The organism is Cupriavidus sp. 05L310, from assembly GCF_056398185.1.
This window is the reverse complement of record NZ_JBFTOX010000009.1, coordinates 70256-94887: the sequence shown is the minus strand read 5'-3', so window position 1 is coordinate 94887 and position 24632 is coordinate 70256. Positions and strand designations below refer to the sequence as shown.

Sequence of the window (24632 nt, the reverse complement as noted above, 5' to 3'; positions counted from 1 at the left end):
CGCGAAACGGCCGTTGGTGTTGTGTGCGCCAGAAAGGACATAGACCCTTCGGCGCGCAAATGACACCCGGCCCAGGGGCCTGCCCGGCAGGCCCGAGCATCCGGTGGCCGAGCCAACCCAGGCGTGCCGCCAGGTACGCAGCGCCAGCCATCGGCAGCATGCCGCCTCGCCATATAACCAGCGCCGGATATGCGGCGCAGGGGCGCGGCGATACCCGGGCCGGGACCGCGGGCGGCGCGGAAGACGGGGCCGCGCCGCCCGGACACGATCCATCAAGGGAAGAACTGAATGGAAAACCGGGGACAAGACACAGTAGCCGGCGTAGCCGCAGGCTTGCAGGTCAGCCTGGATGAAGGCACGCGACAGTTGCGCGCAATATTCGCCGTTGCACCGGGCCGGCTGCCGCCGGACCGCGCGGGGCTGGAAGCGGTACTGGCCGGTGGCGGCTGGGCCGAGGCCAGGATGGACACGGCCGCGATCGGCGCCTTTCTCGCGCAATGCCAGCGTGCCACGGAGGGCATGCCGGTAGAAGCGTTGATCGGCCAGTTGACGGACGGCTACTTCGAACTCAGCGTCAGCAGCGACAACCTGAGCGTACGGCTTAACCTGCTGCCGCCGCAGGGCGGCCGCGCGGTCACGCGGGACGACATCCGCACCGCGCTGGCCGAGCGCGGCGTCGTTGCGGAGCCGGACCGGGAGGTGCTGCGCGGCGCGGTCGAAGCGGGCCTGTGCGACGGACTGGAAATCGCCACGGGACGCGCCGCGCTGCCCGGCACGCCGGCTCGCTTCGAGAGCCTGCTGGCGCCGCGCAAGCCGCTGGTGGCAGAGGATGAAAGCGGCCGCATCGATCTGCGCGACCTCGGATCCTTAATGCTGGTCAACCCAGGCACGCCGCTGATGCGGCGTATCCCGGCTCGTCAGGGCACCGATGGCGTCGATGTCTTCGGCAAGACCGTGGCAGCCGTACCCGCCGCCGATCCGCCGTTCGCGGAAGGCCTGACCGGGGTGGCCCCCGATCCTGCGGATCCGGAGGTCCTGCTGGCGGCTATTTCCGGCTCGCCGGTGTTGTCGGCGCAAGGCGCCAGCGTGAGCCCGGTGGTCGATGTCGAGGCGGTGGACATGCACTCAGGCAATGTCACGTTCGACGGCACCCTGCGTGTCAACGGCGACATCAAGACCGGCATGACCGTGCGCGTGACCGGCGACGTGATCGTCAGCGGCACCATCGAGGCCGCCCATGTGGAGGCGGGCGGCAACGTGGTGGTGAAAGGCGGCATCATCGGCAAGGCCGAAGGCGCTCACCAGAGTGCCGACAACGCCGCCACCGAGGCGCGGGTACGCTGCAAGGGCTCGTTGCATGCGCGCTTTATCGAAAGCGCGGTGGTGGAGGCCGGCACCGAGGTCAAGGTGGAAAGCGGCATTCGCCAAAGCGATGTCGCGGCCGGGACCAGCATCGTCGCCGGCAGCCCCAAGGGCGGCCAGGGCAATATCACCGGGGGACGCTGCCGGGCGCAACTGGCCGTGCGTACCGCCATCCTCGGTGGCGCCGCAGGCGCGGCCACCATCGTGCAGGTCGGAACCAACCCCTATGCCGAAGCCGAGAAGGCCGAGGCCGAGGCCCAGCGCCAGAAGCTGGAAGCCGAGCAGGGCAAGGTGCAGCAACTGGTCAGCTTCTTCGCCAAGCATCCCGAGAAAGCCGTCGGCGACCTGCGCGAGAAGGCGCGCGCCACCCTGTTCAAGCTCACCCGCGACTCGATCGAACTCGACTCCAGGCTGGCCAAACTGGCCGAAAAGCTGCGCCCGTCTCCCGAAGCCGTGATCGAAGTAAGCCGGCGTATCCATGGTGGGGTCAGCCTGCACATCGGGCAGAAGTCGATGAAGATCATGGAGGACAAGCCGGGCGGCCAGATCCGGCTGGTGGAGGATCGCATCGCGCTGGTCTGAAACCCGCTGCCTGGCGGCGTTTTGCGCTCCGCCGGCAGCTGGCAGCCGGTTGGCCGCGCCAGGGGCATGACCACTTGGTCAGGTTGCGCGCAAGTCTCCCGGCTCATTTTGCAGAAATTTCTCCTTGTAGATTAGGAAAGGGCTGGCATGTCGGGGCATGGCTACTCGCTAAAGTAGCCACATACCGCTCCTCCCCGGGGTGGTATCCCCGATGAGGGCCCGACCCCTTGGCCCTCTTTCCATAGCGCTGCATACTTTTGTATGCGGCGCTTCTTTTTTGCGGCTTCGGCTCCACAGTGCTACCAGACCCGAATCTTGATCTGCAGCGAAATGCAGCCGTCCACCTTGCCCCGCATGGTTGGGACATAGATCAGGTTCGCACCCAGGCGTCCGTATTCGATGCTGATGACCGGCGCGGCCATCGGGGACCAGCCGCCATGATTGATGTCCGGGTACCCGCGCACCGCGCCGGCCATCGCGCCGATCCGGAGCGGGCCCAGGTGCAAGGGCTGCCAGGAGAGACTCGCGTAAGTAGAGTGCTCGCGCATGCTGTTGCGGTACTCGCCGGCGGATAAGGTGAAATCCTCGCTCACGCGGAAATCGGCGCCGACTCCCCAGTTGTACGCGTTGTAGTGCGCCGTGTGATTGAAGTGATACGAGAGAAACCCTGCGTTCAGCCAGACCTGCGGGCTGAAGGCGGGCGCCGGGGCCTCCGGCGGCGTGGCATCGTCCGCGCGCACGGGTACGTTCCACATTGATGCGCACAAGGCAAACACCATGAGCAGTCCGCGCGGAAAAAGGCGATATCCCGCCGCGCCAGGGACTGGATAGGCATCCATGGCCGCTTCCTTTCTTGTTTTTCGTGGCTGTGGGCGGGCTGGGCGCGCATCAGTCGACGCGTGGGTCCAGCCATCCTGCGCGAGTCCGGCATGGCGCCGGTAGCCCTAGGTGGCAGCGGTATGCATGGTGTTCCCCCGGTTGCGTGGCAAACGCGAACTCGTGCCGCGTGCTTGCCGGCCGGTTCGTCATATTTCGCGGCCACCCGGTCGGGCGGTCCGTGGTTGTACTTATCGTGATACCAGTCTGGTGCTCCGGCGCGGTCGATTCAATCCGTCGAACGCTCTAAGCCTATGGAGGGGATTGGAGGGCAAGCGGTTGTCAACGTCGCGGCCGGCAGGAGCGTTCCGCGCGCCGGATGGGCCAGGATGTGGCAACAAGTATCGGGATTGAAATTAAATGAATATTTTCAAAGGTAATTTCAATCGATTTGCCTGGTCGCAATCTTTCTTCGACGTGTATGTTTTGCCTGATAGTGCAATTGGCTCGCCAGGCAGACCGGGCGTTCCGAGAGCGCGCCGGAGCTGGAATCTGAGTGGAAATGGAATCACATGACCGAATCGCCTGCCTGCTATCGTCACGAGCTGCCTGCGCGGGTTGCGATCTTCGACCTGGATGGGACGATCATCGATGCCGCCGCGGATATTGCGGCGCAGATCAATCTGCTCCTGCAGGCAAGACGCCTCCAGCCTTTGACAGTCGCCGAGGCGACCACGCTGCTCGGAGACGGGCTCAGGGTCTTTGCGTCGCGTGCGTTTCAACTGCGCGGCGCCGAGATCGGGGATGACGAATCCTCGTCGTTCATCCAGGGCTATTTGGATGCACCCGTAGCGGAGACACGGCTATATCCGGAGGTAAGGAAGGTACTGGCTGAACTGACTGGAGAGGGGTGGCGCCTGGTGGTATGCACCAACAAGATCGAGGCCGCAGCTATCCACATTCTTGAGGAACTCGGCGTTCTCTCATTCTTCGACGTAGTCTGCGGCGCCGATACAGTCCCATGCTGCAAGCCGAGCCCGGTGCACCTTCAACATGCCCTGGCGCGTGCCGGCCTGCTTCAGCAGCGTGCTGTGATGATTGGCGACAATCGCGTAGATGTGCTGGCCGCCAGGGCGCTCGGCATACCGTCGGTGTTCGCCGGGTGGGGTTACGGGCACCGCGATACGGGCAAGGAAGCCACAATAGCCGCAGCCCGCTTTGGCGACTTGCCTCCGGTCCTCGCGTTGGTGGCGGGCTGAGCGGCGGGCGCGGGCGAGCCCACTGGCTTCCCGGCGCCGCGCCTGTACGTATGTTGGTCGCGCCGGCGTGAGCGCTTCGGTTTTACTGATTCTTCAGCGCCGCGAGCACCCGTGTTTCAACCTCTCTGATCCAGGCGATCCTTGCAATCGCCGTAGGCGTGCGAGTCATTGGGGTGCAGCCGCTGGCATCGTGCCTTCTCCTGATCGTAGGCCCGAGCGACGTCGGCGTTCTGGCGAAGGCAATCCCGAAACGCAAGGTGCCGGACGATATCGTTGCATGGCGGCCAAGACCGTACCACTGGCTACATGAAGCCCAGAAACAACAAAGCCCAACCGCGATGGCTGGGCTAGGTGCTTGAATCTGTTGGTGCCGAAGAGAGGAATCGAACCCCCGACCTTCTCATTACGAATGAGCGGAAAGGGGCATTTCCGTGCGTTGACGGACATCCCAGAAAAACCGGAAACCTAGGCCAGATAAGGCTTTTCTGGTGATGGTGTACACTGCCACGTTGATTCGGATTCCCTTTGATTCCCTCAAAAAACCTACATGGTGCCTACATGGCGCCTACACGAACGTCAATCGATGCGAAGAGAGAACTTCACGGCTGGTCGGGTTGCCGGCTATCAGTGCGAGGCCGGCAAGCAGCAGTCCATCTTTTGGGATAGCGGCATGCCAGGCCTGGGCCTGCGCGTGACTGCCACCGGGGCGCGGTCATATATCTTCGAGTCCCGTCTGTTCGGGAAAACGGTGCGCATGACCATCGGGAGCCCAAAAGCCTGGGATCTGGTGAAGGCCCGCACCGAGGCCGCCCGGTTGAAAACTGTCATTGACGCCGGTCAGGACCCCCGCGAACTGATGGCCGAGGCCCGCGCCGCGCATGAGGCGAGAGCCGCCGCCGCTGCTGCGCAAGCCGTGACGGTGGGTGAGGTGTGGCCGCGTTATCTGGAAGAAGGGCGGCCCAAGCGCAAGGACGCCTGGAAGCCGCGATATCTTTCCGACCTGCAGGCGATGGCCGCGCCTGGTGGCGAGAAGAAAAAGCGGGGCAAGGGCACCACGCGACCGGGGCCGCTGTTCCCGCTGATGACGCTGACACTCTCGGAGCTGACTGAGGATGCACTGAAGTCCTGGTTCGACCGCGAGGCACTTGCGGGGAAGCATCAAGCTGCCCGAGCCCTGATGATGTTCCGGGGGTTCCTGCGCTGGTGCGCCGCTCGCCCAGAGTACCGTGCCCTGGTTGACCGCGATGCCGGCACGGCCGCGTCTATCGTGGAAGCATTGCCGAGCAGTACCCGTCGCACCGATGCGCTGGAAGCCGCGCAGGTGCCGGGCTGGTGGTCCGGGGTAGAGCAACTGGGTAACCGGACGGCGAGCGTCTACCTGCGCGCGCTGTTGCTGACCGGCGCGCGGCGGGAGGAAATGGCCGCACTGCGGTGGGAAGACGTGGATTTCCGCTGGCGCAAGCTGACGATTGCCGACAAGGTGGACGCGACCCGCACTATCCCGCTGACCGACTACTTGACCTGGCTGCTGGGCACGCTGCCGCGGGTCAAAGATAATGAATTTGTCTTCGCATCACGCGGGAAGGGCGGGCGCATTACCGACACCCGCGCCAGTCACGCGAAGGCACTACTGAGCGCCGGAATCCAGAGCCTGACGACGCACGGCTTGCGTCGCTCGTTCTCGCTCCTGGGAGAGGCAGCAGGAGCGCCGGCTGGCGCCATTGCGCAAGTCATGGGCCACAAACCAAGTGCGACCGCCGAGGGATATCGCCCGCGTAGCATCGACGCGCTGAGGCCCTTCCTTCAGCAGGTGGAGCGGCACATTCTTGACCTGGCCGGAGTGAAGTTCGGCCCCGAGCAGCAAACTATCGGCCTGCACGCCGTGAAATGACTGTTTTGCTCCTGCCTAGCTTTAGCGGGCGAAAAGCCGGATACCTTCACCGGCCTGGCAGGGGCTCCCATTTTCGAAGGGTTCGTGCATGAAGGGCGCAATCAATGGACGTAAAAGAATTCTTGGCTAGTCAGAAGGCACTCTTCGTTCCCGTTCGAGACCTGCTACATCGGATGGCGGACGCCGGAGGATGCAGCGAGCGCGAAGCGGCCAGCGTGCTTTCAAGTTGCCTGAAGCAGGCGGGGGAGGGTGCCCCCGCGTGGTACGAGTACAGCGACTGTACGGGGCCAGCAAAAATCGACAAAACAAGCATAGGTCGCGCCTTCTTCATGCTTGAGGAGCTCGCGTGCAGCGATGAGAACCGCATGTATGACCCTCACATACCACGTGATGCGGTTTGGGGCTTCCACGGTGATAAGGAATATGACCTGATTCACTTCGGAGCCTGTGAGGCATATCAGGACTACGGCTTCATCGCTGCAGAGATTTACGACCTGCTCCGACACAACAAAATCGAACTCCCTGGCGCGGGGCTAAAAAAGCCGAACCCGCCCGGGGCGCCGGAAAGGCAAGGGGCAAACGTGCCGATCCATCCCTCGCAAGCGGATGCCCCTCCGCCAATCCGTTCACCAAGGATAGCCGCTGCTTTTGCAGGCCTCGGCGGCTGGGATAAGGATGAGTGGAGTGCCCGGCTCAAAGATCCGCCAAAGTGGCTGGAAAAATTCCGCTTGGGTGAGGGCGGTAGAGGAAGAGGCAACGCTGCAACGTGGAATCCCGTCGCCATTGCCGTGCATCTCTTCACCGAAGGAGCCTCGCGCCAGAAGCTGGACGCCATTTTCGGACTTATGCAGTTCGAAAAGTGGCGAGACCTGTGGCAGGACTACGCGGAATAAATGCGGTTCGAAAATGCGGTGAAAAGGCGGAAAAATGCGGTTCCAGTTCCCACTAACCCGCGCCGAGTCTGGAAATTAAATGCGGTGAAAATGCGGTGATTTGCTCGCCTTTTTTCCGTCAATCAGGCTGCTACCCAAGCGCCTTGCGTGGCTTGCCGGTGCGGCGGGTGGATATGCGGTCCCGCCCGGACGCCACGCGACGCGAAACCATGTTTCGTAACCTTGGGAGTTAGCCACATGCAATCGCTTACCACACCTGCCGTTGTCATCGGCCAGCACCTCTCCACTGAGGAACTGGCCCAGATATTGAAAATCACTGCGCAAGGCATCCGCAAGCGCTTTTGCGTTACCGGTTCCTATTGGGGCGTCCGTCCGGTCAAGCTGCCTAGCGGTCGCCTGCTCTGGCCCGGCGATACCGTGGAACGCCTGGGTCGGGGTGCGCAATGAATGCACCCCGCCTTACCCCGATTCCGAGCTATGCCGTAGACCTGCTGCTGGCCGCAAGGTTGGCTGCGTGGCCGCCCGTAAATGCAACATCCGAGCAGTTGGCCAAGTATCAGGAGAGCCTGAACGACGCCGTCATCGCCTTCGAAGAACGGATGCCGGTCTGCAATGGCGTGATCCTTGTGGAGCACGCTATCGTCGAATGTCCGACCCAGCGTGCCGGCGCCGAAGCGGCGCTGTCATTCCTGCGCGACCATGAGGACCGCGCCGTCAACCTGGCCGACTCCCTGCCCGCCGAACTGCACCGCCACCTAGTAGTGCTGGGCGACCTGCACGGCAAGGAGGCCCGCGCCTTCCTGTACGTGGTGGGTGCGTTCCTGTCGTGGTCGATGATCGGCTTTGCGCCGAACCTGGAGACATGGGACGTAGACGCGGCGTTGGCCGGGATGGATGGATAGCGATTCGTGCGCGCGTAATGCGTAGGCTCAATTCCGACTTGCGCAGTCAACTACTCTTCTGCACAAAAAAATCTGCTTGCCACTTTATTCGGAAAAACAAAGAGATTCGAGAGAAACTCTTCTATCCGCAGAAAACCCTTACTGGACAACGCTTCGCGACGAATCGTAAGATCCGAGCCAACGCGCCAATCCTGGCAAATAATAAAATCAGAAGAGCGGAAAATGGTTGGGTAGGGCACCGTTAGCGCGGTGGCCTACCCCGTGAATATCAACCCATGGACGGGACGACATTCTGCGATGTAGCCAAAAAAATGCTAACACTGGGCTGCTTTTTTCGCAAGCCGCGGTGTGGCATTGTGTCGCCTGTCCACTTTCTGGAGGTCCTCCAAGGTGGACGTTTCTGAAGTAAAAATCCGCTCCGCGAAATCTATCGCCGCCCAGCTCGGCGTTTGCCGTCAGACCCTGGCAAACATGGAGGCACGCGATGAATTTCCGCGCTCGGTCCCCCTGAGTGATAGTGGGAATCGCATTGGCTATCTGGCGCACGAAGTTGACGCCTGGCTCGCAGAGCGCATCGCGAAGCGCGACGCAGCGGCTGGCTCGCCTGCGGAGGCCAGCCAGCCCCCCATGGGGAGCATCTGATGCGCGCCGATCAATTACCTCTGACGCCATCAGACTGCGACCTGCGCGGCTTCCCTTTCTTGCCGATCGATATCGCGCGCCTCTTCGGCTCTGCGTTCCACGCGCTGGCCAGCGATTCCGAGTGGCGCGCTGGTGTGACCTTGTGGCTCAAGTCATTCCACCAGGTGCCGGCAGCATCATTGCCCGACGACGACGTCGCGCTGGCACGCTTGGCAGAACTTGGCCGCGACCTGAAGACCTGGAAGAAGCTGCGTGCACGGGCGCTGCACGGGTGGGTGAAGTGCTCCGATGGCCGGCTATACCACCCAGTCGTCGCGGAGAAAGTCCACGACGCCTGGAAGGGCAAGCAGACCCAGCGCGCGCGCACCTGCAAGGCTCGCATCACTGCCTTCCTCACACGTCTGTCGAAGCCCGGTGACAGCATCGAGTTCGCCCACATCGAATCCCTTGTCACAGAGGGTCTGAAGGAACTTCGACAATACCTGTCACAGGCTGAGTACCTGTCCTTTGAACAGTCTGTCACAGACTCTGTGGCTGAGACCAAGAGAAAGAGAGAAGGAAAGGGAGAAGGAAAGAGAGAAGGAAAGGGATGTGTTTATTCCGCTCCTAGCGGAACGGGCGGCGTGCCGCCTGCCATCACGCCACATCTGCCGAACGGAACAACCGGGGAGCAGAACCCGCGAGCGGAGCAGCTCGCCGCCATAATGCGCGATACCCACGGCATGAAGGCGGCCAACAATGCCTCAGACGTGCTGGAGATGGCTAGCTTGGCCGTGTCGGACCAGGAAATCGCCGAGGCGGTTGAGATGTTCAAGGGGCTCAAGCCCGGCGAAAAGCCGAACGTGGGGTATATCCATCAAATGATTCTCAGTGCTAGGCGAAAGGCGGCAAAGGCTGGGGCTGCATCTGGTAAGCACGCTGGCTCCGCGCAGGCATCGACAGCCATGTCCTGGTGGCTGTCCCCCGAGGGTGTTCGCGCGCGTGGCACCGAGCTGGGCCTGACGCAACGCGAGGACAAGGGCGAACTCCCTCGCCAGTTCCGCGTGCGCGTGCTGAAGACCGCCGGCCCCGGGCCGTGGCAGGACGAATACCTCAAGGAAATTTCGCGCGAGGCAGCTGAGCACGAGCGTGTCCTCGCCCACTTCAACGACGAGGAAATGGCTGAATGATACGGACAGCGAACATGGTAAGCGGCGAAAACCCAAACGACATCGCTATCGCGGTTGCCAAGCTCTCGGCTGATCGCTTCTCCCAGCTCCGAGAAATTTTGGGCTCGATCACGCGGGTCGAGGCCGCCTATGCCGCCGATGGTTGCTCAGATGGCATTGCCGGAGCGGTGGCGCAGGTCGCGGCACGCCGCGTTGCAGATGGAGTCACCGAGGGCGCCGGCTACCTGCCGCATCTGAAAGACGGTTGTGAGATCGATGCGATCGACTACCTCGATCTGGCCGTCAAGCGGTTTTCGTCAATCCGCGCGCTGCTGGATGCCGTTCGTCTGGAAGGGGGCCGAGACGTTGCCGATCTGGCGGCTGCTGGACTCGTCTTGGCGACCTCTGGCCTGGAGTGTGCCCAGGCCGGCCGCCTGGCAGCTTCCGGCGAGGAAGTGGCGCAGGGGGGATTCTGGTGAGCGCGTCGGTAATCTTGAGCCGGGCCAGGGTGTTGGGCGTCGACCTTCGGGTTGACCATGGCCAGCTCAATGTCTCGGGGCCACCGCGCATGGTGCGCGTGCTAGTGGACGAGATTGCCGATGTCGAATCGGAGATTGTCGCCGCGCTACAACTCGTTGACGAGGCACTGGTTACCGGGACGGATCCGGCTGGCGCGCAAGTGGCAGGCCCGCAGGCGGAAATGCTGCTGCGGGCCGAGTTGGTTGCGCTGATCGGGGAGGTCTCGGTGCTCTTGGGCGAGACCTCGCGACCGGCAGCCGTCCAATCTCATGCGCTTCGGGAACCGCTTCACGCCATCCCCGCGAGTCTGGCATTCTTCCGAGACTGCGCCTCGAGCCCGCGCGCCGCGCAGGCGGCTCGGGCATTCATTGAGTCGCTTCTCCGGTGCCCGCTGGGCCGACGAATATATGGCGCTGTGTAAGTGCCACGAGGTTCTCTAATTCCTCATTGCGCTTTACATACGCTTCTCGCACGCATGCAACATCGGGGCATGTGTCGCGCCGCATTGATCTCCAGTTGTCCTGCTCGCGCTTGAACGCTGGTTTGTCCATGGTTGCCGCCATGACCTCCTTGTAGAACTTGACCATTCGATGGTCGGCCGCAGATAGATCCTGGTCTGCGCAAATCATGTGCTCGACCTGAGTCCTTGCTTTGTTGCAGTCGAAGCCGGGGGACAAAGTGGCTTGCGCTGTGGCTGGTGGTGTTGGGCTCTGGCTCGTCGGTTCGCCTCTCGGCTCCTGGGCGGGTGCGGGGTTGATAGCGGGCGCTGGCTCTGCTTTTGCCAGAGGATCAAATGGCAGGTCTTTGCAGTCGATCGCTTTATCCCACACGAGTAAGCGGCCCCCATCCTTAAAGGTCACGATAATGCCGTCCGAGAACGATTCGTGGTTCGCTACACGCCGGCCCTCCGCCCCCTCGATGTTTGCAACAGTATCACTTTCATAGTCCCCGTAAACAGGCAAGCAGTGCACGCGTTTCGCCTCGCTATCGTAGTATCTGGGCGCGTATCTCGGCCCAACAGCACGGGCAACCTGCGCTGCTGCCTCGTTAGTTTCAGGCGAGGGCGCTGCTGGCTCCGATCTTGAGCATCCCGCGATATTCGAAAGACACACAAGCATGGCTGCAAGCCAAGGCCAGTGACGCGACATAGACTTCCTCCCAACTCGTTGTGATTTCACCGCAACTATGCCTCGACGGCAACTTATAGCCAAGGTGCAGCAGCGCGGGCGTTTTGCCGCGCTCACGAAGCCCCAGCACGCTGCCTTCCCCGGCACCTGGTCGTGACTCAATCCTGAGTGTCGATCAAATTGCCAAGGAGGCGCAATGAAGACGAAATCGGGGGACAAGGCCGCAGGCTCATCGCCGCGCGCTCCTGTTCCAGGGTGGTGGCACGAACGGAGGGCACCCCTCGTGGTCGGAGCCAGGGAGAGGAGCCCGCTGGACCAGCTATGTGACAAGGCTGATCATCTGCTGAAGTCATTGAGGGCTTGCCATGAGCATTGAGTCGCAGATCAAGGCCGCCGAAGAGTGCTTGCGCTCCGCTTTGGTGGCAGGGCAGGACACCGGCACCCATCGCGCCGAACTGGGGCGCCTACAGGCCGAACTGGCCCACCAGCGAGCCTTGGAGACTCAGGCCGCGACGTCCGCCGTGCAAGACGCACGGAGAGCTGCCGAGGCATCAATTCAATATGACGCAGGCTGTATTGCCGCTGAGTCGGCCGAGCGAGTGCAGGCACTTTTGGCGGCATTTTCCATTGAGGATTCGCAACAATGATTGAGCAGAACGCCGTTCGGGTGGCGCACGCACGCGCCAAGCTTTCGGACGCCACCCAGGCCGTCACTGGTGTCGCTTTGCGCCTCAGCGAAGCCGCTCAGCGCATCGCTGATGCACAGTCGCGTATGGCGGCCGCTCTCGCTGGCCTGCGGTCTGGTGAGTTTCAGGAAGATGTCGGCGCTGCGCGGATGGCGGTCGCGAAGGCCGATATCGCAGACCTCGAGCAGCTGGCCACCGAGGTACGCTCCGAGGCAGCCAACGCGGAGCAGGTCCGCAATGCCGCCGCGGAAGCCCTGCGGCACGCCGAGGAGGGTTTAGCGCGCGCGGAGCGCGAGTCGGTGATCAAGGGCCTGGACGAGCGCATCGCGCGCCTCGATTCCATGCTGTGCCAAGCAATCGCCGAGCTGCACCAGCTCGGCATCGAGCAGGCCGGCGGTGGCCACCAACAACTCAATCGAAGCTGGAAGCCATCCGAAGCCCTTCACCGGGCGGTCGTGTTTCAGGTGCCCCCGCCCCCGGCGAGCTGATATCTGTAGGGGAGGCCGGCCTCCCGCGCTGCGCATCTGGTTGTCGTGGGGCGCAGTCCGGTATGGCTGGCGTCTAATCGGCCGCCGGCCGGGACCGGTAGGTATCGCAGCGCATCGCGCATGGCCGGCCTCAGCTTCGCGGGGAGGTACTCGGTTGGTCGTGACCTCAACCTGAATTTCATATTTTTGGGATTCAGGAGCGCGCTGTGAAGCAGGATTTTTTCCCCGTGGAACTGGCTGAGGAAGGGCTGGGCTTCATTTATCCGACCGCCGGCAGCGTTCGCGGTCGCGTGCTTGCCGCGCTGCTTCGCGGTGAGCAGATCACGCAGACCGATGCTCTTTGTCGCTGGGCCACGTCGCGCCTGGGCTCGGCCATATATCAACTTCGCAGGGAGTTCGGCTGGCCGATCATGACGACGGAGATTGAGGTGCCGACACGTGACAATGGCCGGCTGGCGTCGGTGGCTCGCTACTGGTTGCCGAATCACGCGATACAGCGAGCTGGTGCGCATGGTCAGATGTTTGCCCGGCCAGTGGGGTGTGGCGACGCGTGCAGCGCATGAGCGGCCAGGCGCCGCCTGTCGCTCGTTCTGTGTCCGTCTGGTGTTCCTGGGCTCGTCGGATTTCCCTAATTCATAGGCGCTTCCGTCGCCTGCTTCCCCGCCCCTATCCTGGCCGGCTGGGCTTCGTAGTCCACCAGGCTTGCGCCTGGCCACCGGTGCTTGATGACCTGCTTGGCCTCGGCCCAGCCGGTGCAGTATTCCAGCTCGAGCAGCAGTGCATCCCCCTTTAGTTCGACAAGGCAGACGGCCCGATGTAGGAGCTCCGCGGCTTTCTTGGGTTGCGCCCCCTTGGAGTTGGCACCAATTCGCAACTCTCGCTCGCGGTTATAGCAGCTCACGCACAGCGCCCCACCGAGGAGGCGGAATGTTGCGGTGCTGCATCGCACGCAACGCCTTGCGGGCTCGACTCCCCGGTACGGGAGCCCCATCCATTCTCGCTTTGCCTCTGGCTGTGGCAGACACTCCGACGTGTGGATCTCCCCGATAGGGCATGCGTTGCATTGAATTGTCGCCTTGGTGGCGATGTTTCGAGCGCAGGCGGTTGGCGTCAGATTCGCCTTCAGGGGCTCGCATCGGAAAAGGCGTACGCCTGGATAGTCGGGACTCTCTTCGTAGTGAACTTGCATCGGGACTGCTCTTTCCCCAGGTGTTCTGGTGGAGAGAGCGTTGGGTCACGACCAGTCGAGAGGGACAACCCCGAAAACGGTTGTCGGTTGTCGTGACGCCATGCTCGGCATGGAGCAAGGTCAATCAGGAGCGATGGTCGTGGCGCAAGGGAAAAAAGAGGCACAGCAGTGGGTATTGGCGCGGGCGCGCTGGGAGGCCGAGCCTCAGATGACGTTCTCGGACGTCGCCGTATTGCTTGGAATTTCAAAGCAGGCTGTGGCGAAACACGCTCAGCGCTTCGGCTGGCGCCAGAGACTGGACATGCCAACCCTCATTGCCAAAGCCCACGCGAAAGCTGATGAGGAGATTGTAAGGAGTATGGAGCGTGATGCGGACGCCAGCCACGCAGAGACGCCGCGGGTTGTCGCTCCAGGACCTGTTTTTGCGGGGTTGTCGCGCCCCGTTCTTCCAGCCGACGCGCCCCCTAAGCAAGCCCACCAGATCACCTCGGCTGCTGCGATCGATGCGCGCGCCGAGCTGCTGACCCGCCATCGCCGGGAGTGGGGCGCCGTGCGCAACCTCGCCTACGACGCGATCAAGTCGAAGGATCTGGATAAGGCGCGCACGGCCAAGACCGCCGCGGAGGCGGTGAAGACTATCCAGGACAGCGAGCGCAAGGCCTGGGGGCTGGATTCGGGCGACGATGGCCCCGTGAAGGTCACAGTGATCCGGGGTGGCACCTGATGGGCACGCCAAGTGCGCCCACTCTTGATAACACCTTTTATCGCGAGTTGGCCGGCTGGCCTCCACCTGTTCGGCTGGCGAACGAAGGATCGTTTCAGGATGGGAAGAATTGAGGGGCGGCCGGGAGGGGCCCGGCCGCCCTCGTGTTCATGCCGCCAGTTCCAGGCGGCTCTCTTCCGGGTCGGCCGCCGCTGCCTGCTGGACCAACGCCGTGGCGAAGTGGGCCTGGCAGGCTTGCCGATCGTTCAACCGGACGCGCAACTTGGCACACACACGACGCAGTGCTTCGACACTCTCAACAATGTGGGATTGAATGGATAGCGGAGGAAGCGGAAATGCTAGGCGAGATACCTCTGTGCTATTGATGTTTTTCACGCCCGACGTGGTTCGAATTGGACCCTCTATCTGCGCTCGTACGCTTTTCGTTGCCAGTGCGAGGAGGACATATTTTGGGAGCGCAAGGTCCTCTCGAAGCCTTGCCCGCATCAGGTAACCGGCAAAGGCAAATCCCCGAGCATCTTCTTCAACCAGTGCAGCCGATCCAACCAGAGTCGCGCTACCGTTGGATCGGACAATTAGCAGATCTCCGGGAACAAGGGCTAAGCGATCCGCATCTTCCGGGCTGAGGGGGCCGAATTTCAGGTCATCAATTGTAACCGCCCCGTCCTTGAGGTTCGGTATTCGGAGAACAGGGGTACCATCGATCTCGTAGTCACATTTCACAGACGTACCATATCGCAATTCGCCGATTACATCGCCAAACCGGATCCATGCCCAATACGATGGAATTTCATATGGCGGATCAAAGCGTGCGTTGTTTTCAATCGATTGCTCGGCAGCGTCCTGGACAGAGTTCTCGCCGGACCAAGGCGATATTTTCGTATCGCCGGTCGGAAGCAAAAGCCCACGCATGGCGAGTTGCAAGATAGTCTGCTCCAGCGTGTCGACGGCTTCCGGGCGGTCGAGCAGCAGGTCGAAGTGCGCAGCGACACGGGACCAGTTTTCTGCCAAGGCGTGCGCCGACTCGCTGGCGGCTAGTGCATCGAACAGCGACACGATCAGCCGCTTGTGGTGTTCCGACTCCAGGCGCCCGTTGGACTCCAACTCGTCGCAGAGCTGCATCAATTCGCCAACCTTGGCAACGATGCGCTTCTGCTCTGCCACAGGGGGGAGAGGCACTTTGAAGTCCAGTAGTTGCTCTTGCTTAATGCCGGCTACTGTCATGCCTGCACCGGCAATCCTGAGAGTCTTGTAGTAATTGATAAAGTACTGCTTATCGACCTCGTGCGGGAGGGTGATGGCCTTGAGATCCTGATTGATCGCGACATCCACCATTGCCTCCCCAATCTTACCTAGTCCCATTCGGGTGCATATCAACAGGGATCCAGCGGGGGCAAGGGTGGAACCGGCATCAAGTCCTGCCGGTGTGATCTTGTCCTTGGTGTCCCACACTGGGGTTCCGAACCCCAGATCCTTGACGCTTGCCCAGGGAATATCGCCTTCCCAGAACGAAGGATTGTGTTTGCTCGGTGTCCCTCCGCTCTTAATCGAGTAGATAAGATCGCCAATCCTGCACAACGTCCATCCGGCCGGCATTTCACATGCGCTGTCATCGTCGGTCATCGGAGCTAGAAGCAGACTCTTCCTTATCGTCCCGTCGGACACAAGAGCTTCTTGGTTGGCCCGAACTCCCTTCAGGAACTCAGCGGCCGGCTTGTCTTCCGATTTTTGACGAACTAGCTTCCCTTGAATCGAAAGCGACAAGATCAACTCACGTAGACGCTCTACTCCATCCGGAGCCACCGCCAGTAGGTCAAATCCTTCTCGGAATTTCATACCAGGCCCTCCAGCGCCTTAGCCAGGATGTCCTTGAGCTGGTCGCGCAACGCCTGCGCCTCGGCGGTCAGACGCTGGTACTGCGCGAGGAGTTCGTCCGGGTCGTGACTGACTGCCTCGCCACGGTGCGGGTTCTTCTGGTCGAGGTTGTAGCCGTTGGCCTTCAGCGTGGCGATGTCGACCTTCCAGGCGAATTCGTTCTCGACGCGGCTGGCAAAGCCGTCGGCCTCGCTGCCCCACCAGGCTTTCTCCGGCGCGAACTCCTCGATGCGGATTGGCTTGGTCTTCGAGTAGCTCTTGTAGCCGGCCGGGTAGGGATGCTCGTAGTACCAGACCTCGCGCGTCGGCGTACCCTTAGTGAAGAACAGCAGATTGGTCTTGATGCCGGTGTAGGGCGCAAACACGCCGTTGGGCAGGCGCACGATGGTGTGCAGATTGCACTCGGTGAGCAGCTTTTCCTTGATGCGGGCTTTCACGCCCTCGCCGAACAGCGTGCCATCGGGCAGTACCACCGCCGCACGCCCGTTGTGCTTGAGCAGTTCGATCATTAGCACCAGGAACAGGTCGGCCGTTTCCTTGGTGCGCACGTCGGCCGGGAAATTGGCCTCGATGCCCGCCTCTTCGGTGCCCCCAAAGGGCGGGTTGGTCAGGATCACGTCGACCAGATCCCGGTTGCCGTAGTCGGCCAGTGGCCGCGACAGCGTGTTGTCGTGGCGGATCTGCGACGGCACCTCGATGCCGTGCAGCATCATGTTGGTGATGCACAGCAGGTGGGGCAGTTGCTTCTTCTCGACCCCGGTGATGGCATTTTGCAGCACGATATCGTCGTCGGCGCGCTTGCGCTGCGCCTTCAGGTGCTCGATCGCACAGGCAAGGAAGCCGCCGGTACCGCACGCCGGATCCAGGATGCGCTCGCTTAGCCGTGGGTTGACCTGGTCGACCATGAACTGCGTGACCGCGCGCGGCGTGTAAAACTCGCCCGCGTTGCCGGCGCTCTGCAGATCCTTCAGGATCCGCTCGTAGAGGTCATTGAACAGGTGCCGATCGGCGCGGTTGTTGAAGTCGATCTCGTTGATTTTGTTGATCACCTGGCGCAGCAACTGCCCGGACTTCATGTAGTTGTAGGCGTCGCTGAACACTTCGCGCGCCACGAAGCCGCGCGCATTGCGCTGCGGGTCCACCTTGAGCGCCTTGATCGACGGGAACAGATCGTCGTTGACGAAGGCCAGCAGCTCCTCGCCGGTGATTCCCTCAGGATCGGCCGCCCAGTTGCGCCAACGCAGCCCGTCCGGCAGCGGCGACTTGAATGCGTCGCGCATCAGTTCCAGCTCCGTTTCCTGGTCATCGAAGATTTTGAGGAACAGCAGCCAACTGAGCTGGGCGATGCGCTGGGCATCGCCGTCGACGCCGGCGTCCTGCCGCATGATGTCCTGGATGGACTTGATAAAGGTCGAGCTGATGGTCATGAAAAATTGCTAGAAACGTTATTGATAGAGCGCACGCTCGAGTTCCTGGAGCGCAGCCTGGTACTGGGCGCGACCGCCAAAAGCCGTGATGATCTCGACCGGTGAGCCCAACTGGTCGAGCGGCGCTAGCCGCAGCACCTCGGGTTGTTCGATGTTGGCGATGCCGTCATCGGCGTACTTGTCGAGGAGCACCTGCAACACCTTCCTGGCCTTGTCGCCGTACTTGCCAAAGACATCGCGCTTCCTGACCTGCTCGGCGCGTTCGCGCCGGGTCAGCGGCTGCTGTCCAAAGGCGATGTGGCAGATCAGGTCGAATGGGTCGAGTTCCTTGCCGGTCTCGCGCGCCAGTTCGTCGAACAGGATGCCCTGCATTTCGAGCTCGGCCAGGATCGCCTGCTTGCGCTCCGCCGCGTTCCACGCCTGCAGGAAACCATCGAGCGAGACATAGCGCTTGCCGATCTGGATGCGCGTGAAATCACGCAAGGATTCGGTGATCAGCTTGCCGTCCGGGCCCAGGTACTGGACGCGTTCATTGGCGACGCAGACCGTGACGTGGTCAATGACGTACTTGGTGCGGCCCGGGCCAGGCCCTGGACCGGGGCCGTCCGGCCCGCCGGTCATCTCCTCGCCGACGTCCCCTTCCCCGCCATGGATGTCATCGCCAGTGGTGTCGGGCTCGTCCGGCGGGACGATGGGGTCATCTGACCCCGGCTCGAACACCACGACCGGGTCTCCATCGAACGCCGGATCGGCGAACAGCTCGGTGGCCTTCTTGAAGTCGAGAATGGTGAACCACAGCTTGTCATGCTCCTCGTCGATGCGGGTGCCGCGACCGATGATCTGCTTGAACTCGGTCATCGATTTGATGGTGCGGTCCAGCACCACCAACTTGCAGGTCTTGGCATCGACACCCGTGGTCATCAGGCGCGAGGTGGTCGCGATCACCGGATAAGGCCGGCGCGGATTGATGAAATTGTCGAGCTCGAGCTTGCCCTCGGGGTTGTCACCGGTGATCCGCATGACGTATTTGTCGTTGGCGCTGGCCAGATCGGGATTGGCGTTGATCAGCGCCTGGCGCATCCGGGCCGCATGGTCGATGTCCTCGCAGAACACGATGGTCTTGGCCATGCGGTCGGTCACGCGCAGGAACTCGGTAATGCGCTTGGCCACCGCCACGTCGCGCTGGGTAAGCACCAGCGAGCGGTTCATGTCGGACTGGTTGTAGATGCGGTCCTCGACCACCTGCCCGAACTTGTCAACTAGGCCGGCAGTCGGCCGCCAGCCAAAATCCTTGTCGAGATCGACGCGGATCACCTTGTAGGGCGCGAGGAAGCCGTCTTCGATACCCTGCCGCAGCGAGTAGGTATAGACCGGCTCGCCAAAGTAGGTGATGTTCGAGACCTCCGCCGTTTCCTTGGGCGTCGCGGTCAGGCCAAGATGGGTCGCCGAGCTAAAATAGTCCAAAATTTCGCGCCACGCCGAATCCTCGGCCGCGCTGCCGCGGTGGCACTCGTCAATCACCACCAAGTCGAAGAAATCCGGACTGAACTGGCGGTAGATGTTCCGTGCCTCGTCCGTGCCGGTGACGGCCTGATACAGCGACAGGTAGATCTCGTACGACTTTTCGACGGTACGGTTTTCGATCTTCGTCATCGCCCCGCCAAAGGGCTTGAAGTCGTTGGTCTTCGTCTGATCGACCAGGATGTTGCGGTCGGCCAGGAACAGGATGCGCTTGGCGGCGCGCGCCTTCCACAGCCGCCAGATGATCTGGAAGGCGGTGTAGGTCTTGCCGGTGCCGGTAGCCATCACCAGCAGGATGCGCGACTGGCCCTTGGTCACCGCCTCGATGGCCCGGTTGACGGCGGTGAGTTGGTAATAGCGCGCCTCCTTGCCCGGATGGTAGTCCTGCGCGAACACTGGCTCGGCCTCGGGCGCGATGCCCTTCCACGCCAGGTAGCGTTGCCACAGCGCACTGGGCGACGGAAATTCCGCCAGCGTGATCTCGCGCTCGATGACGCCGTCCTGGGCGGTCTTGTCGTGCCATACGAAGCCGTCGCCGTTGCTCGAAAAGGCAAACGGCACATCGATCATCTCGGCATAAGCCAGTGCCTGCTGGATGCCGTCGCGCACCGTGTGATTGTTGTCCTTCGCCTCGACGATGGCCAGCGGGATGCCCGGCTTGAAAAACAGCACGTAGTCGGCCCGGCGGATGGTTTTCTCATCGCGGCGGGCCTTGTTGCCGCGCACCACGACCCGGCCGCTGGTTAGCGCCACCTCTTCGCGCAGTTGCGTGTGCAGGTCCCAGCCCGCTTCCGCCAGGGCCGGCGAAATGAATTTGCTGCAGATATCCCGTTCAGAAAGTGCTTTTTTGTTCATTTTTATTCCTGGCGATGAGTACCTGTTTCGCAATGACCGTTCAGCCCGACTCTAAGGACGAACTATACGGATGCTGTTTATCGCGCTATGCGGGCCGGATGAGGTCGACCGTGACGCGGGAAACCTGCAGGTCAGTCAGAAAGGCGAGGGCTGTGTCGGCGCGAGCAAAGTGCCGCACCTCCTTGCGGGCCGAGCGCACGGTCCAGTCACCGTTGACGCGGATGACCCAGCCGCCCGGGCTGCGCACCAGTTCGCACTGGGTGATGGCGTTGGCTTGGGCCAGGGCCAGCAGTTGCAGTTCAGTCAGAGTGTGCAAAGCGCTTCTCGGCATGGCCGTGGGTGTGGTGGCAGGGATGGGATTCTGATTGACAGAATGGGGCAAAGTGTAACAAAACGCCGGCCAGGCATAAGACCCGATGCTAGTATTGCCGGCACATTAAGGCGGAAACATGGCGAAAACACCCATTTGGGTTCTGCACCCGCGTCCCGACGAGCACGGGAATCCTTTCAAGATCCACGAACCCTCGACGCCCACCGAGCCGGAAACCTGGGCGGATCCAGCGTCCATCGCATTGTGGACGCCCGACAGCGCCGTACCGGCCGAGCTGAATGGCGTGCCGTTCACACCTTGGGCCGACTACCGGGTGACTGAAGCCGGCTGGGATTACGTCGATGGCCAGATGGACGACCTGGAGGAGCCCGCCATGCAGACCAATGGCAAAAAGCCAGCAGCAGGCGTAGTGGTGGTGGAGCCGGACGGCCGCGTCTGGGTTGTGCACCCTTCCAATGGCTTCGCCGGGTACCGCGCCACCTTCCCCAAGGGGCACGGCGACGAGGAGCTCTCCCTGCAGGCCACGGCCATCAAGGAGGCCTTTGAGGAATCGGGACTCAAGGTGGCAATCATTGGCCTGATCGGCGACGTGGAACGCATGCAAACCATGACGCGCTACTATCGCGCACGCCGCGTCGGCGGAACGCCGGCGGCCATGGGTTGGGAAACGCAGGGCGTCGCGCTGGTGCCTGCCGCCGAGGTGGCAGGCTACGTGAACCGGGACGTCGATCGCACCGTGGCCAGCAAGGCTGGGCTTGGCACGCACCTAGTCAATTGATCATTTGCGGGAACGAATGGGCGGCCAGCGCCGCTTCGTAGGCGGCAGCCATTTCTTGGGCTTCCTCGGCCATCAACCACCAGACTTCCGACTGCTCTTCCAGGTAGTCCGTCGCCGCCGCCAAGCGCCTCCTGACCTCATTGGCCTGGGCAAGATCAGGAAGGTCGTGCAGGACGCGGGCATCGCCCACGATGAACACGACGTCGTTTTCGCTGATCCGTAGCAGCCTCTTCCCAGTCCGGCCAAATTCGTGCACGTAGCCTTGCAGCTCGAGCCTCAGCTGCCGATCGGATTCGGCGGCTTCAGTGCGGGCCAGCTCGAAGATGGCAGCGCCAATCTCGCCCATCACGAACATGACGCCTCCCAGCCGGCCGCTCTGCGAGCAGAAGCCGAGGTAGGGATTGCCGATATCATCGACCATCTCTTGGATCTCATAGAGCTCGCCCACCAATTTCGAGACCTTGACGCTCTCGTCGTCGATCAGTGCTCTGCCGATCCTGAGCAGATCCTCGCGGGCCTGCTCCACTAGCGCAGCGAGCTGCCTCCGCTGATCGTCATGCATGGTCGACTCTCTGGCGGCTTGCTGCTCTGTCCCGGGCGCGCATGATGCTCTGCCTGGTCGTGCCGTAGTCGCGGGCGAGCTGGGCGATCGAGACGCCGGCGGCGAGCTTCGCCAGCGCCTCGGCCTGCTGTGCTTCAGCGAGCGCCGCCGGGCGGCCCAGAGCCTTGCCCTCTGACTTGGCGCGAGCGAGCCCGGCCTGGGTACGCTCGATCAGCAGGTCGCGCTCGAATTCCGCAACCGCGTTTAGCACGCCCATCGTCATCTTGCCGGCCGCGCTGGTCAGGTCGACGCCGCCGAGCGCAAGGCAGTGGATCCGCACGCCCATCGCGGCCAGACGCTCGACCGTGGTGCGCACGTCCATCGCATTCCGCCCGAGCCGGTCCAGCTTCGTGACGATCAGCACGTCACCCGCCTCCAGCTTGTGCAGCAGCTTGGCGAACCCGGGGCGCTCGCCGGCGGCGACCGATCCGGAAATGTTCTCAACGACGATGCGGTGCGGCTCGACCGCGAAGCCGGCCGTCTGGATCTCGAGTACCTGGTTATCGGTCGTCTGGTCCGCGGTGGAAACCCGGGCGTAGGCGAAGGTTCGGGACATGGCTGCGTTCCTGATCTGTACGTTGAGGGTGTACGCATTATGTGGTCAGTACGAAATAAGTAAAGGTTAATTTACGTACATACCTGCGGCCCCAGTACGTAGACGGTCGTATTCGGACAGTTCATCTCGAAAAAGAAGAGGATTGGTATGTCTTGATGAGAGCGCTACCTAGTGGTGACCAACGAAGGCGGCCCGGCGCTCTCATCGAGCTTGAGTGGGAACACGGCTCGCGAGCCGCCTGCGCAATCCACCATGCGGTTCATCCCCGCGTGCGCGGGGAACACTTCAGCGTCAGGGTGCGCGACGCCTCCATGATCGGTTATAAGTTGACCAGGGCTGCCGCTGATCCAAACCACCCCCGAGCTTAGTAACGAAAGGCGAGCGCCAGGCGTGGACCGATATCAGGAAGTCGGTAACGGCCGAACATTTCGAGGCCGGCGACGAACCATTGCTTGTCGCCTTCTTCGTGGCCACCTGCCCCTATCGCCCAGGAACATGGAGCAACTGGGCGTGCGTTGCGGCCTGGTGGCCATGCGAAATGCCCTCGCGTCGCAAATCCTGAGCATGGCCCGCGCGCTGCGCCTGTCGCCGGCATGGCGGCGCGGGGTGAACTAGAAGAACACCGGCTTGCCCGCCCGGCGCAAGTACGAGGCTGGCCCTAACGAAGATTTGATTACCTTCGAATGAGTATTGTTAATTTTGACAATGCCCCGGAAGCGCGGCCTAACGGAATTGGGCCTATGTGTTCACATCATTGGTCAGCACCCATTCTGTTCGATTCCCCTTCGGGATCATTTCAATGATTTTTTCATCTCGCAGGCCGTAAAACACATTCTTCATTGCGTTTTCTGACTTGATCCCAGTCAAATCGCGGCCCTGTCTGTTGGTTATTTTTCCATTTTTTCTCAGGAAATCCAATACTAGCTCTTCTGGTTTCGCAAGTGGGGTGTGCGGTATTGTCACGATCACGGTATTTTGCGACTCTGCAATATCGGGATCCTTGAGCTTCCATTCCTTCATCTTTTGAAACGCCGTATTCAAGCCCTCACCCATATCTTTATTCGGAGGGGTTTTATAGCGTGCCAATGTCCGAACAATTTGCTTATTTCTTGAATAACGAACATCGAGTATATTCTCGACTGTTACAAATCCAGGAAGTCGCCCAGGGCTTTGCACTTCAATTCTGTTGTCAAAGATGCGCACATGAACGTCGTCCGAAATCGAGTAATCACGATGAATTATGGCATTTACGACGATTTCCCAGATTGCTTCTGGGGGATACGATATTTTCTTGAGCCCCTCTACAGTCCATACGCTGATATCAGACATAATCGCCGTAATGCGATTTACACTGTCTTGAATCAACCGATAAGCTGGTCCTTCCAATGCCTCTGAAAATGCGAGATGATCGCGTTCCGGATCATCCTCTTTAGTTTCGTAGCGAGTAATTCGCACGCCGGATCGGGTAGGTATCAGTGCCGATGGGTTGGGTGCGAACAGGACCAATCCACATACCTTCGGGTCCCAAGTTTTCAAATCGATCAGATTTTCGTTGACGGCAAAATTTAATGCATCCGTTTTCGGGGAGAAATCGAGCAGAAAAGTTCGCAACTCTACTGAGTCAACAACTGCTTCCGTCGGTACATTGTTGACGGCAGCATCTTCGAAAGATGCAAGACCTTTCGCAAATTTCAATGCGACGAGTTGCTCTGGATCCTTGATAGGAAGCGACTGGGCACCCTTCCGTATAAACACTTCTCTAGCGGCGGTCTGGTGAACCTGCGGGCTTTTATCGATGTTAATGAATAACACATACCCCGGAAGATCCTTTGCGACAAGAAATTCCATCGACGCCGGCACTTGAGGGATAATCCCCTGGAACGCCTGAAGCAAGCCATTGAAATCTTCAATAGTCGCAAGGCCAGCCCATCGTTTTTCAGGAGAGGGATCAAATTTGTCATCCTCGATGCCGATCAAAATATCGCCGCCGTCAGCGTTGGCAAAAGCTACAGCGATTTTCTGAAGGGATGCCCCTGACAATCTCGCCGATTTTTTGTCTAAAAAATGGCTTTCTGGGCGCTCGATCAACAATATTGCCTCACTGCGATCCAAGGCACGAGTAAGCATGAAGAGGTTCCGGTACGAAAGTGGGGTAAGAATCATACCAAGAAAGCATTGAGAGGGAGACGCAGAGCAGTGTGTCGCCCGCGCAGGTGGAAATTGTCATCAGGGACATCTTCGCAGCCGGCACCAACAGTTCCAAGGTTTACAGTAGCGCAAAACTCGCGGCGGATCATTGTCAAGACATGGTAGACCGCTCGCTGGAGGGCATCGGAATGGCCTTGGCCCGCAGCCGGATAAAAATGTGTCTAATACAGCATGTTGTGTGTGGGGGCAACATTGGGGGCATATTCGAAATCGGCCGGGCAAGAATTCTGTATCTATGGGCATTTTGACCAC

Annotated in this window: 25 protein-coding genes; 14 read left to right on the top strand and 11 right to left on the bottom strand. The window is 61.2% G+C overall.

Annotated features, from left to right (window positions below):
* Positions 1-288: 288 nt before the first annotated feature.
* Positions 289-1944: a DUF342 domain-containing protein gene (locus AC1DS6_RS08590; protein ID WP_477102435.1), complete on the top strand. Its 1656-nt coding sequence runs from the start codon at positions 289-291 to the stop codon at positions 1942-1944.
* A 299-nt stretch (positions 1945-2243) separates the two neighbouring features.
* Here AC1DS6_RS08590 and AC1DS6_RS08585 read toward each other — a convergent pair whose 3' ends face one another.
* Positions 2244-2783, bottom strand: a complete 540-nt coding sequence (locus AC1DS6_RS08585) for a hypothetical protein (protein ID WP_477102434.1) — start codon at positions 2781-2783, stop codon at positions 2244-2246.
* Positions 2784-3332: 549 nt separating this feature from the next.
* Between AC1DS6_RS08585 and AC1DS6_RS08580 the strand changes: the two genes are divergently transcribed.
* Entirely contained in the window at positions 3333-4019 is a 687-nt protein-coding gene (locus AC1DS6_RS08580) for an HAD family hydrolase (protein ID WP_441628162.1), read from the top strand.
* A gap of 116 nt (positions 4020-4135) precedes the next feature.
* Here the strand turns inward: AC1DS6_RS08580 and AC1DS6_RS08575 are convergent, their stop codons facing one another.
* Positions 4136-4318 (bottom strand): GrpB family protein, encoded by a 183-nt coding sequence (locus tag AC1DS6_RS08575; protein WP_441628160.1) that lies wholly within the window; start codon positions 4316-4318, stop codon positions 4136-4138.
* 284 nt (positions 4319-4602) lie between these two features.
* On the opposite strand from AC1DS6_RS08575, the gene AC1DS6_RS08570 reads away from it, so the two are divergent.
* The 7 genes from AC1DS6_RS08570 to AC1DS6_RS08540 all read left to right on the top strand — a co-directional run bounded on the left by AC1DS6_RS08570 (position 4603) and on the right by AC1DS6_RS08540 (position 9974).
* Positions 4603-5910 (top strand): tyrosine-type recombinase/integrase, encoded by a 1308-nt coding sequence (locus AC1DS6_RS08570; protein WP_477102433.1) that lies wholly within the window; start codon positions 4603-4605, stop codon positions 5908-5910.
* Between the two features lie 104 nt (positions 5911-6014).
* Positions 6015-6803 (top strand): hypothetical protein, encoded by a 789-nt coding sequence (locus AC1DS6_RS08565; RefSeq protein ID WP_477102432.1) that lies wholly within the window; start codon positions 6015-6017, stop codon positions 6801-6803.
* Positions 6804-7040: 237 nt separating this feature from the next.
* Positions 7041-7250 (top strand): DNA-binding protein, encoded by a 210-nt coding sequence (locus tag AC1DS6_RS08560; protein WP_477102431.1) that lies wholly within the window; start codon positions 7041-7043, stop codon positions 7248-7250.
* On the top strand, positions 7247-7705 hold the full coding sequence (locus AC1DS6_RS08555) for a hypothetical protein (protein WP_477102430.1): 459 nt from the start codon (positions 7247-7249) through the stop codon (positions 7703-7705). Before AC1DS6_RS08560 ends, AC1DS6_RS08555 begins: the two co-directional genes overlap by 4 nt.
* A gap of 390 nt (positions 7706-8095) precedes the next feature.
* The gene (locus AC1DS6_RS08550) at positions 8096-8347 is read left to right on the top strand and encodes a helix-turn-helix transcriptional regulator (protein WP_477102429.1); all 252 of its coding nucleotides are present in this window, start codon (positions 8096-8098) and stop codon (positions 8345-8347) included.
* Entirely contained in the window at positions 8347-9516 is a 1170-nt protein-coding gene (locus tag AC1DS6_RS08545) for a DUF1376 domain-containing protein (RefSeq protein WP_477102428.1), read from the top strand. The genes AC1DS6_RS08550 and AC1DS6_RS08545 overlap by 1 nt, the downstream gene beginning before the upstream one ends.
* 14 nt (positions 9517-9530) lie before the next feature.
* Complete coding sequence (locus AC1DS6_RS08540) at positions 9531-9974, top strand: hypothetical protein (RefSeq protein ID WP_477102427.1); 444 nt, start codon at positions 9531-9533, stop codon at positions 9972-9974.
* A gap of 405 nt (positions 9975-10379) precedes the next feature.
* On the opposite strand, the gene AC1DS6_RS08535 is transcribed toward AC1DS6_RS08540, so the two are convergent.
* Positions 10380-10985, bottom strand: coding sequence for a lysozyme inhibitor LprI family protein (locus tag AC1DS6_RS08535; protein ID WP_477102426.1), 606 nt, complete (start codon positions 10983-10985; stop codon positions 10380-10382).
* 521 nt (positions 10986-11506) lie between these two features.
* Here AC1DS6_RS08535 and AC1DS6_RS08530 point away from each other — a divergent pair.
* From AC1DS6_RS08530 to AC1DS6_RS08520, 3 genes are all read left to right on the top strand, one after another.
* Positions 11507-11788 carry a hypothetical protein gene (locus tag AC1DS6_RS08530; protein ID WP_477102425.1) on the top strand — a complete coding sequence of 94 codons (282 nt, stop codon included), beginning with the start codon at positions 11507-11509 and terminating at the stop codon, positions 11786-11788.
* Positions 11785-12315: a hypothetical protein gene (locus tag AC1DS6_RS08525; RefSeq protein ID WP_477102424.1), complete on the top strand. Its 531-nt coding sequence runs from the start codon at positions 11785-11787 to the stop codon at positions 12313-12315. Before AC1DS6_RS08530 ends, AC1DS6_RS08525 begins: the two co-directional genes overlap by 4 nt.
* Positions 12316-12521: 206 nt before the next feature.
* Positions 12522-12878 (top strand): helix-turn-helix domain-containing protein, encoded by a 357-nt coding sequence (locus tag AC1DS6_RS08520; RefSeq protein ID WP_477102423.1) that lies wholly within the window; start codon positions 12522-12524, stop codon positions 12876-12878.
* A gap of 65 nt (positions 12879-12943) precedes the next feature.
* On the opposite strand, the gene AC1DS6_RS08515 is transcribed toward AC1DS6_RS08520, so the two are convergent.
* Positions 12944-13216, bottom strand: coding sequence for a hypothetical protein (locus tag AC1DS6_RS08515; protein WP_477102422.1), 273 nt, complete (start codon positions 13214-13216; stop codon positions 12944-12946).
* A 388-nt stretch (positions 13217-13604) separates the two neighbouring features.
* Here AC1DS6_RS08515 and AC1DS6_RS08510 point away from each other — a divergent pair, with 388 nt between their 5' ends.
* Positions 13605-14228: a hypothetical protein gene (locus AC1DS6_RS08510; protein WP_477102421.1), complete on the top strand. Its 624-nt coding sequence runs from the start codon at positions 13605-13607 to the stop codon at positions 14226-14228.
* A gap of 147 nt (positions 14229-14375) precedes the next feature.
* On the opposite strand, the gene AC1DS6_RS08505 is transcribed toward AC1DS6_RS08510, so the two are convergent.
* The 4 genes from AC1DS6_RS08505 to AC1DS6_RS08490 all read right to left on the bottom strand — a co-directional run bounded on the left by AC1DS6_RS08505 (position 14376) and on the right by AC1DS6_RS08490 (position 20222).
* Entirely contained in the window at positions 14376-16064 is a 1689-nt protein-coding gene (locus tag AC1DS6_RS08505; RefSeq protein WP_477102420.1) for a restriction endonuclease subunit S, read from the bottom strand.
* Positions 16061-17530 carry a type I restriction-modification system subunit M gene (locus tag AC1DS6_RS08500; RefSeq protein ID WP_477102419.1) on the bottom strand — a complete coding sequence of 490 codons (1470 nt, stop codon included), beginning with the start codon at positions 17528-17530 and terminating at the stop codon, positions 16061-16063. The genes AC1DS6_RS08505 and AC1DS6_RS08500 overlap by 4 nt, the downstream gene beginning before the upstream one ends.
* A gap of 18 nt (positions 17531-17548) precedes the next feature.
* On the bottom strand, positions 17549-19906 hold the full coding sequence (hsdR, locus tag AC1DS6_RS08495) for an EcoAI/FtnUII family type I restriction enzme subunit R (RefSeq protein ID WP_477102418.1): 2358 nt from the start codon (positions 19904-19906) through the stop codon (positions 17549-17551).
* Between the two features lie 85 nt (positions 19907-19991).
* Complete coding sequence (locus AC1DS6_RS08490) at positions 19992-20222, bottom strand: hypothetical protein (protein ID WP_477102417.1); 231 nt, start codon at positions 20220-20222, stop codon at positions 19992-19994.
* Between the two features lie 133 nt (positions 20223-20355).
* On the opposite strand from AC1DS6_RS08490, the gene AC1DS6_RS08485 reads away from it, so the two are divergent.
* The gene (locus tag AC1DS6_RS08485; protein WP_477102416.1) at positions 20356-21015 is read left to right on the top strand and encodes an NUDIX hydrolase; all 660 of its coding nucleotides are present in this window, start codon (positions 20356-20358) and stop codon (positions 21013-21015) included.
* Here the strand turns inward: AC1DS6_RS08485 and AC1DS6_RS08480 are convergent.
* The 3 genes from AC1DS6_RS08480 to AC1DS6_RS08470 all read right to left on the bottom strand — a co-directional run bounded on the left by AC1DS6_RS08480 (position 21008) and on the right by AC1DS6_RS08470 (position 24299).
* Positions 21008-21577, bottom strand: coding sequence for a hypothetical protein (locus AC1DS6_RS08480; RefSeq protein WP_477102415.1), 570 nt, complete (start codon positions 21575-21577; stop codon positions 21008-21010). The two genes, AC1DS6_RS08485 and AC1DS6_RS08480, sit on opposite strands and share 8 nt — an antisense overlap.
* A complete protein-coding gene (locus tag AC1DS6_RS08475; protein ID WP_477102414.1) occupies positions 21570-22172 on the bottom strand; it encodes a recombinase family protein in 603 nt (200 codons plus the stop codon). The genes AC1DS6_RS08480 and AC1DS6_RS08475 overlap by 8 nt, the downstream gene beginning before the upstream one ends.
* 738 nt (positions 22173-22910) lie before the next feature.
* Positions 22911-24299, bottom strand: a complete 1389-nt coding sequence (locus tag AC1DS6_RS08470) for an ATP-binding protein (protein ID WP_477102413.1) — start codon at positions 24297-24299, stop codon at positions 22911-22913.
* Positions 24300-24632 lie beyond the last annotated feature (333 nt).

Excerpts from the sequence above, each read along its gene's own strand:
- AC1DS6_RS08475 (WP_477102414.1), bottom strand. The coding sequence starts at position 22,172 with ATGTCCCGAACCTTCGCCTACGCCCGGGTTTCCACCGCGGACCAGACG.
- AC1DS6_RS08505 (WP_477102420.1), bottom strand. The coding sequence starts at position 16,064 with ATGAAATTCCGAGAAGGATTTGACCTACTGGCGGTGGCTCCGGATGGA.
- AC1DS6_RS08530 (WP_477102425.1), top strand. The coding sequence starts at position 11,507 with ATGAGCATTGAGTCGCAGATCAAGGCCGCCGAAGAGTGCTTGCGCTCC.
- AC1DS6_RS08555 (WP_477102430.1), top strand. The coding sequence starts at position 7,247 with ATGAATGCACCCCGCCTTACCCCGATTCCGAGCTATGCCGTAGACCTG.
- AC1DS6_RS08525 (WP_477102424.1), top strand. The coding sequence starts at position 11,785 with ATGATTGAGCAGAACGCCGTTCGGGTGGCGCACGCACGCGCCAAGCTT.
- AC1DS6_RS08565 (WP_477102432.1), top strand. The coding sequence starts at position 6,015 with ATGGACGTAAAAGAATTCTTGGCTAGTCAGAAGGCACTCTTCGTTCCC.
- AC1DS6_RS08585 (WP_477102434.1), bottom strand. The coding sequence starts at position 2,783 with ATGGATGCCTATCCAGTCCCTGGCGCGGCGGGATATCGCCTTTTTCCG.
- AC1DS6_RS08470 (WP_477102413.1), bottom strand. The coding sequence starts at position 24,299 with ATGCTTACTCGTGCCTTGGATCGCAGTGAGGCAATATTGTTGATCGAG.
- AC1DS6_RS08545 (WP_477102428.1), top strand. The coding sequence starts at position 8,347 with ATGCGCGCCGATCAATTACCTCTGACGCCATCAGACTGCGACCTGCGC.
- hsdR (WP_477102418.1), bottom strand. The coding sequence starts at position 19,906 with ATGAACAAAAAAGCACTTTCTGAACGGGATATCTGCAGCAAATTCATT.
- AC1DS6_RS08570 (WP_477102433.1), top strand. The coding sequence starts at position 4,603 with ATGCGAAGAGAGAACTTCACGGCTGGTCGGGTTGCCGGCTATCAGTGC.
- AC1DS6_RS08485 (WP_477102416.1), top strand. The coding sequence starts at position 20,356 with ATGGCGAAAACACCCATTTGGGTTCTGCACCCGCGTCCCGACGAGCAC.
- AC1DS6_RS08580 (WP_441628162.1), top strand. The coding sequence starts at position 3,333 with ATGACCGAATCGCCTGCCTGCTATCGTCACGAGCTGCCTGCGCGGGTT.
- AC1DS6_RS08480 (WP_477102415.1), bottom strand. The coding sequence starts at position 21,577 with ATGCATGACGATCAGCGGAGGCAGCTCGCTGCGCTAGTGGAGCAGGCC.
- AC1DS6_RS08540 (WP_477102427.1), top strand. The coding sequence starts at position 9,531 with ATGGTAAGCGGCGAAAACCCAAACGACATCGCTATCGCGGTTGCCAAG.
- AC1DS6_RS08500 (WP_477102419.1), bottom strand. The coding sequence starts at position 17,530 with ATGACCATCAGCTCGACCTTTATCAAGTCCATCCAGGACATCATGCGG.
- AC1DS6_RS08560 (WP_477102431.1), top strand. The coding sequence starts at position 7,041 with ATGCAATCGCTTACCACACCTGCCGTTGTCATCGGCCAGCACCTCTCC.
- AC1DS6_RS08510 (WP_477102421.1), top strand. The coding sequence starts at position 13,605 with ATGCTCGGCATGGAGCAAGGTCAATCAGGAGCGATGGTCGTGGCGCAA.
- AC1DS6_RS08590 (WP_477102435.1), top strand. The coding sequence starts at position 289 with ATGGAAAACCGGGGACAAGACACAGTAGCCGGCGTAGCCGCAGGCTTG.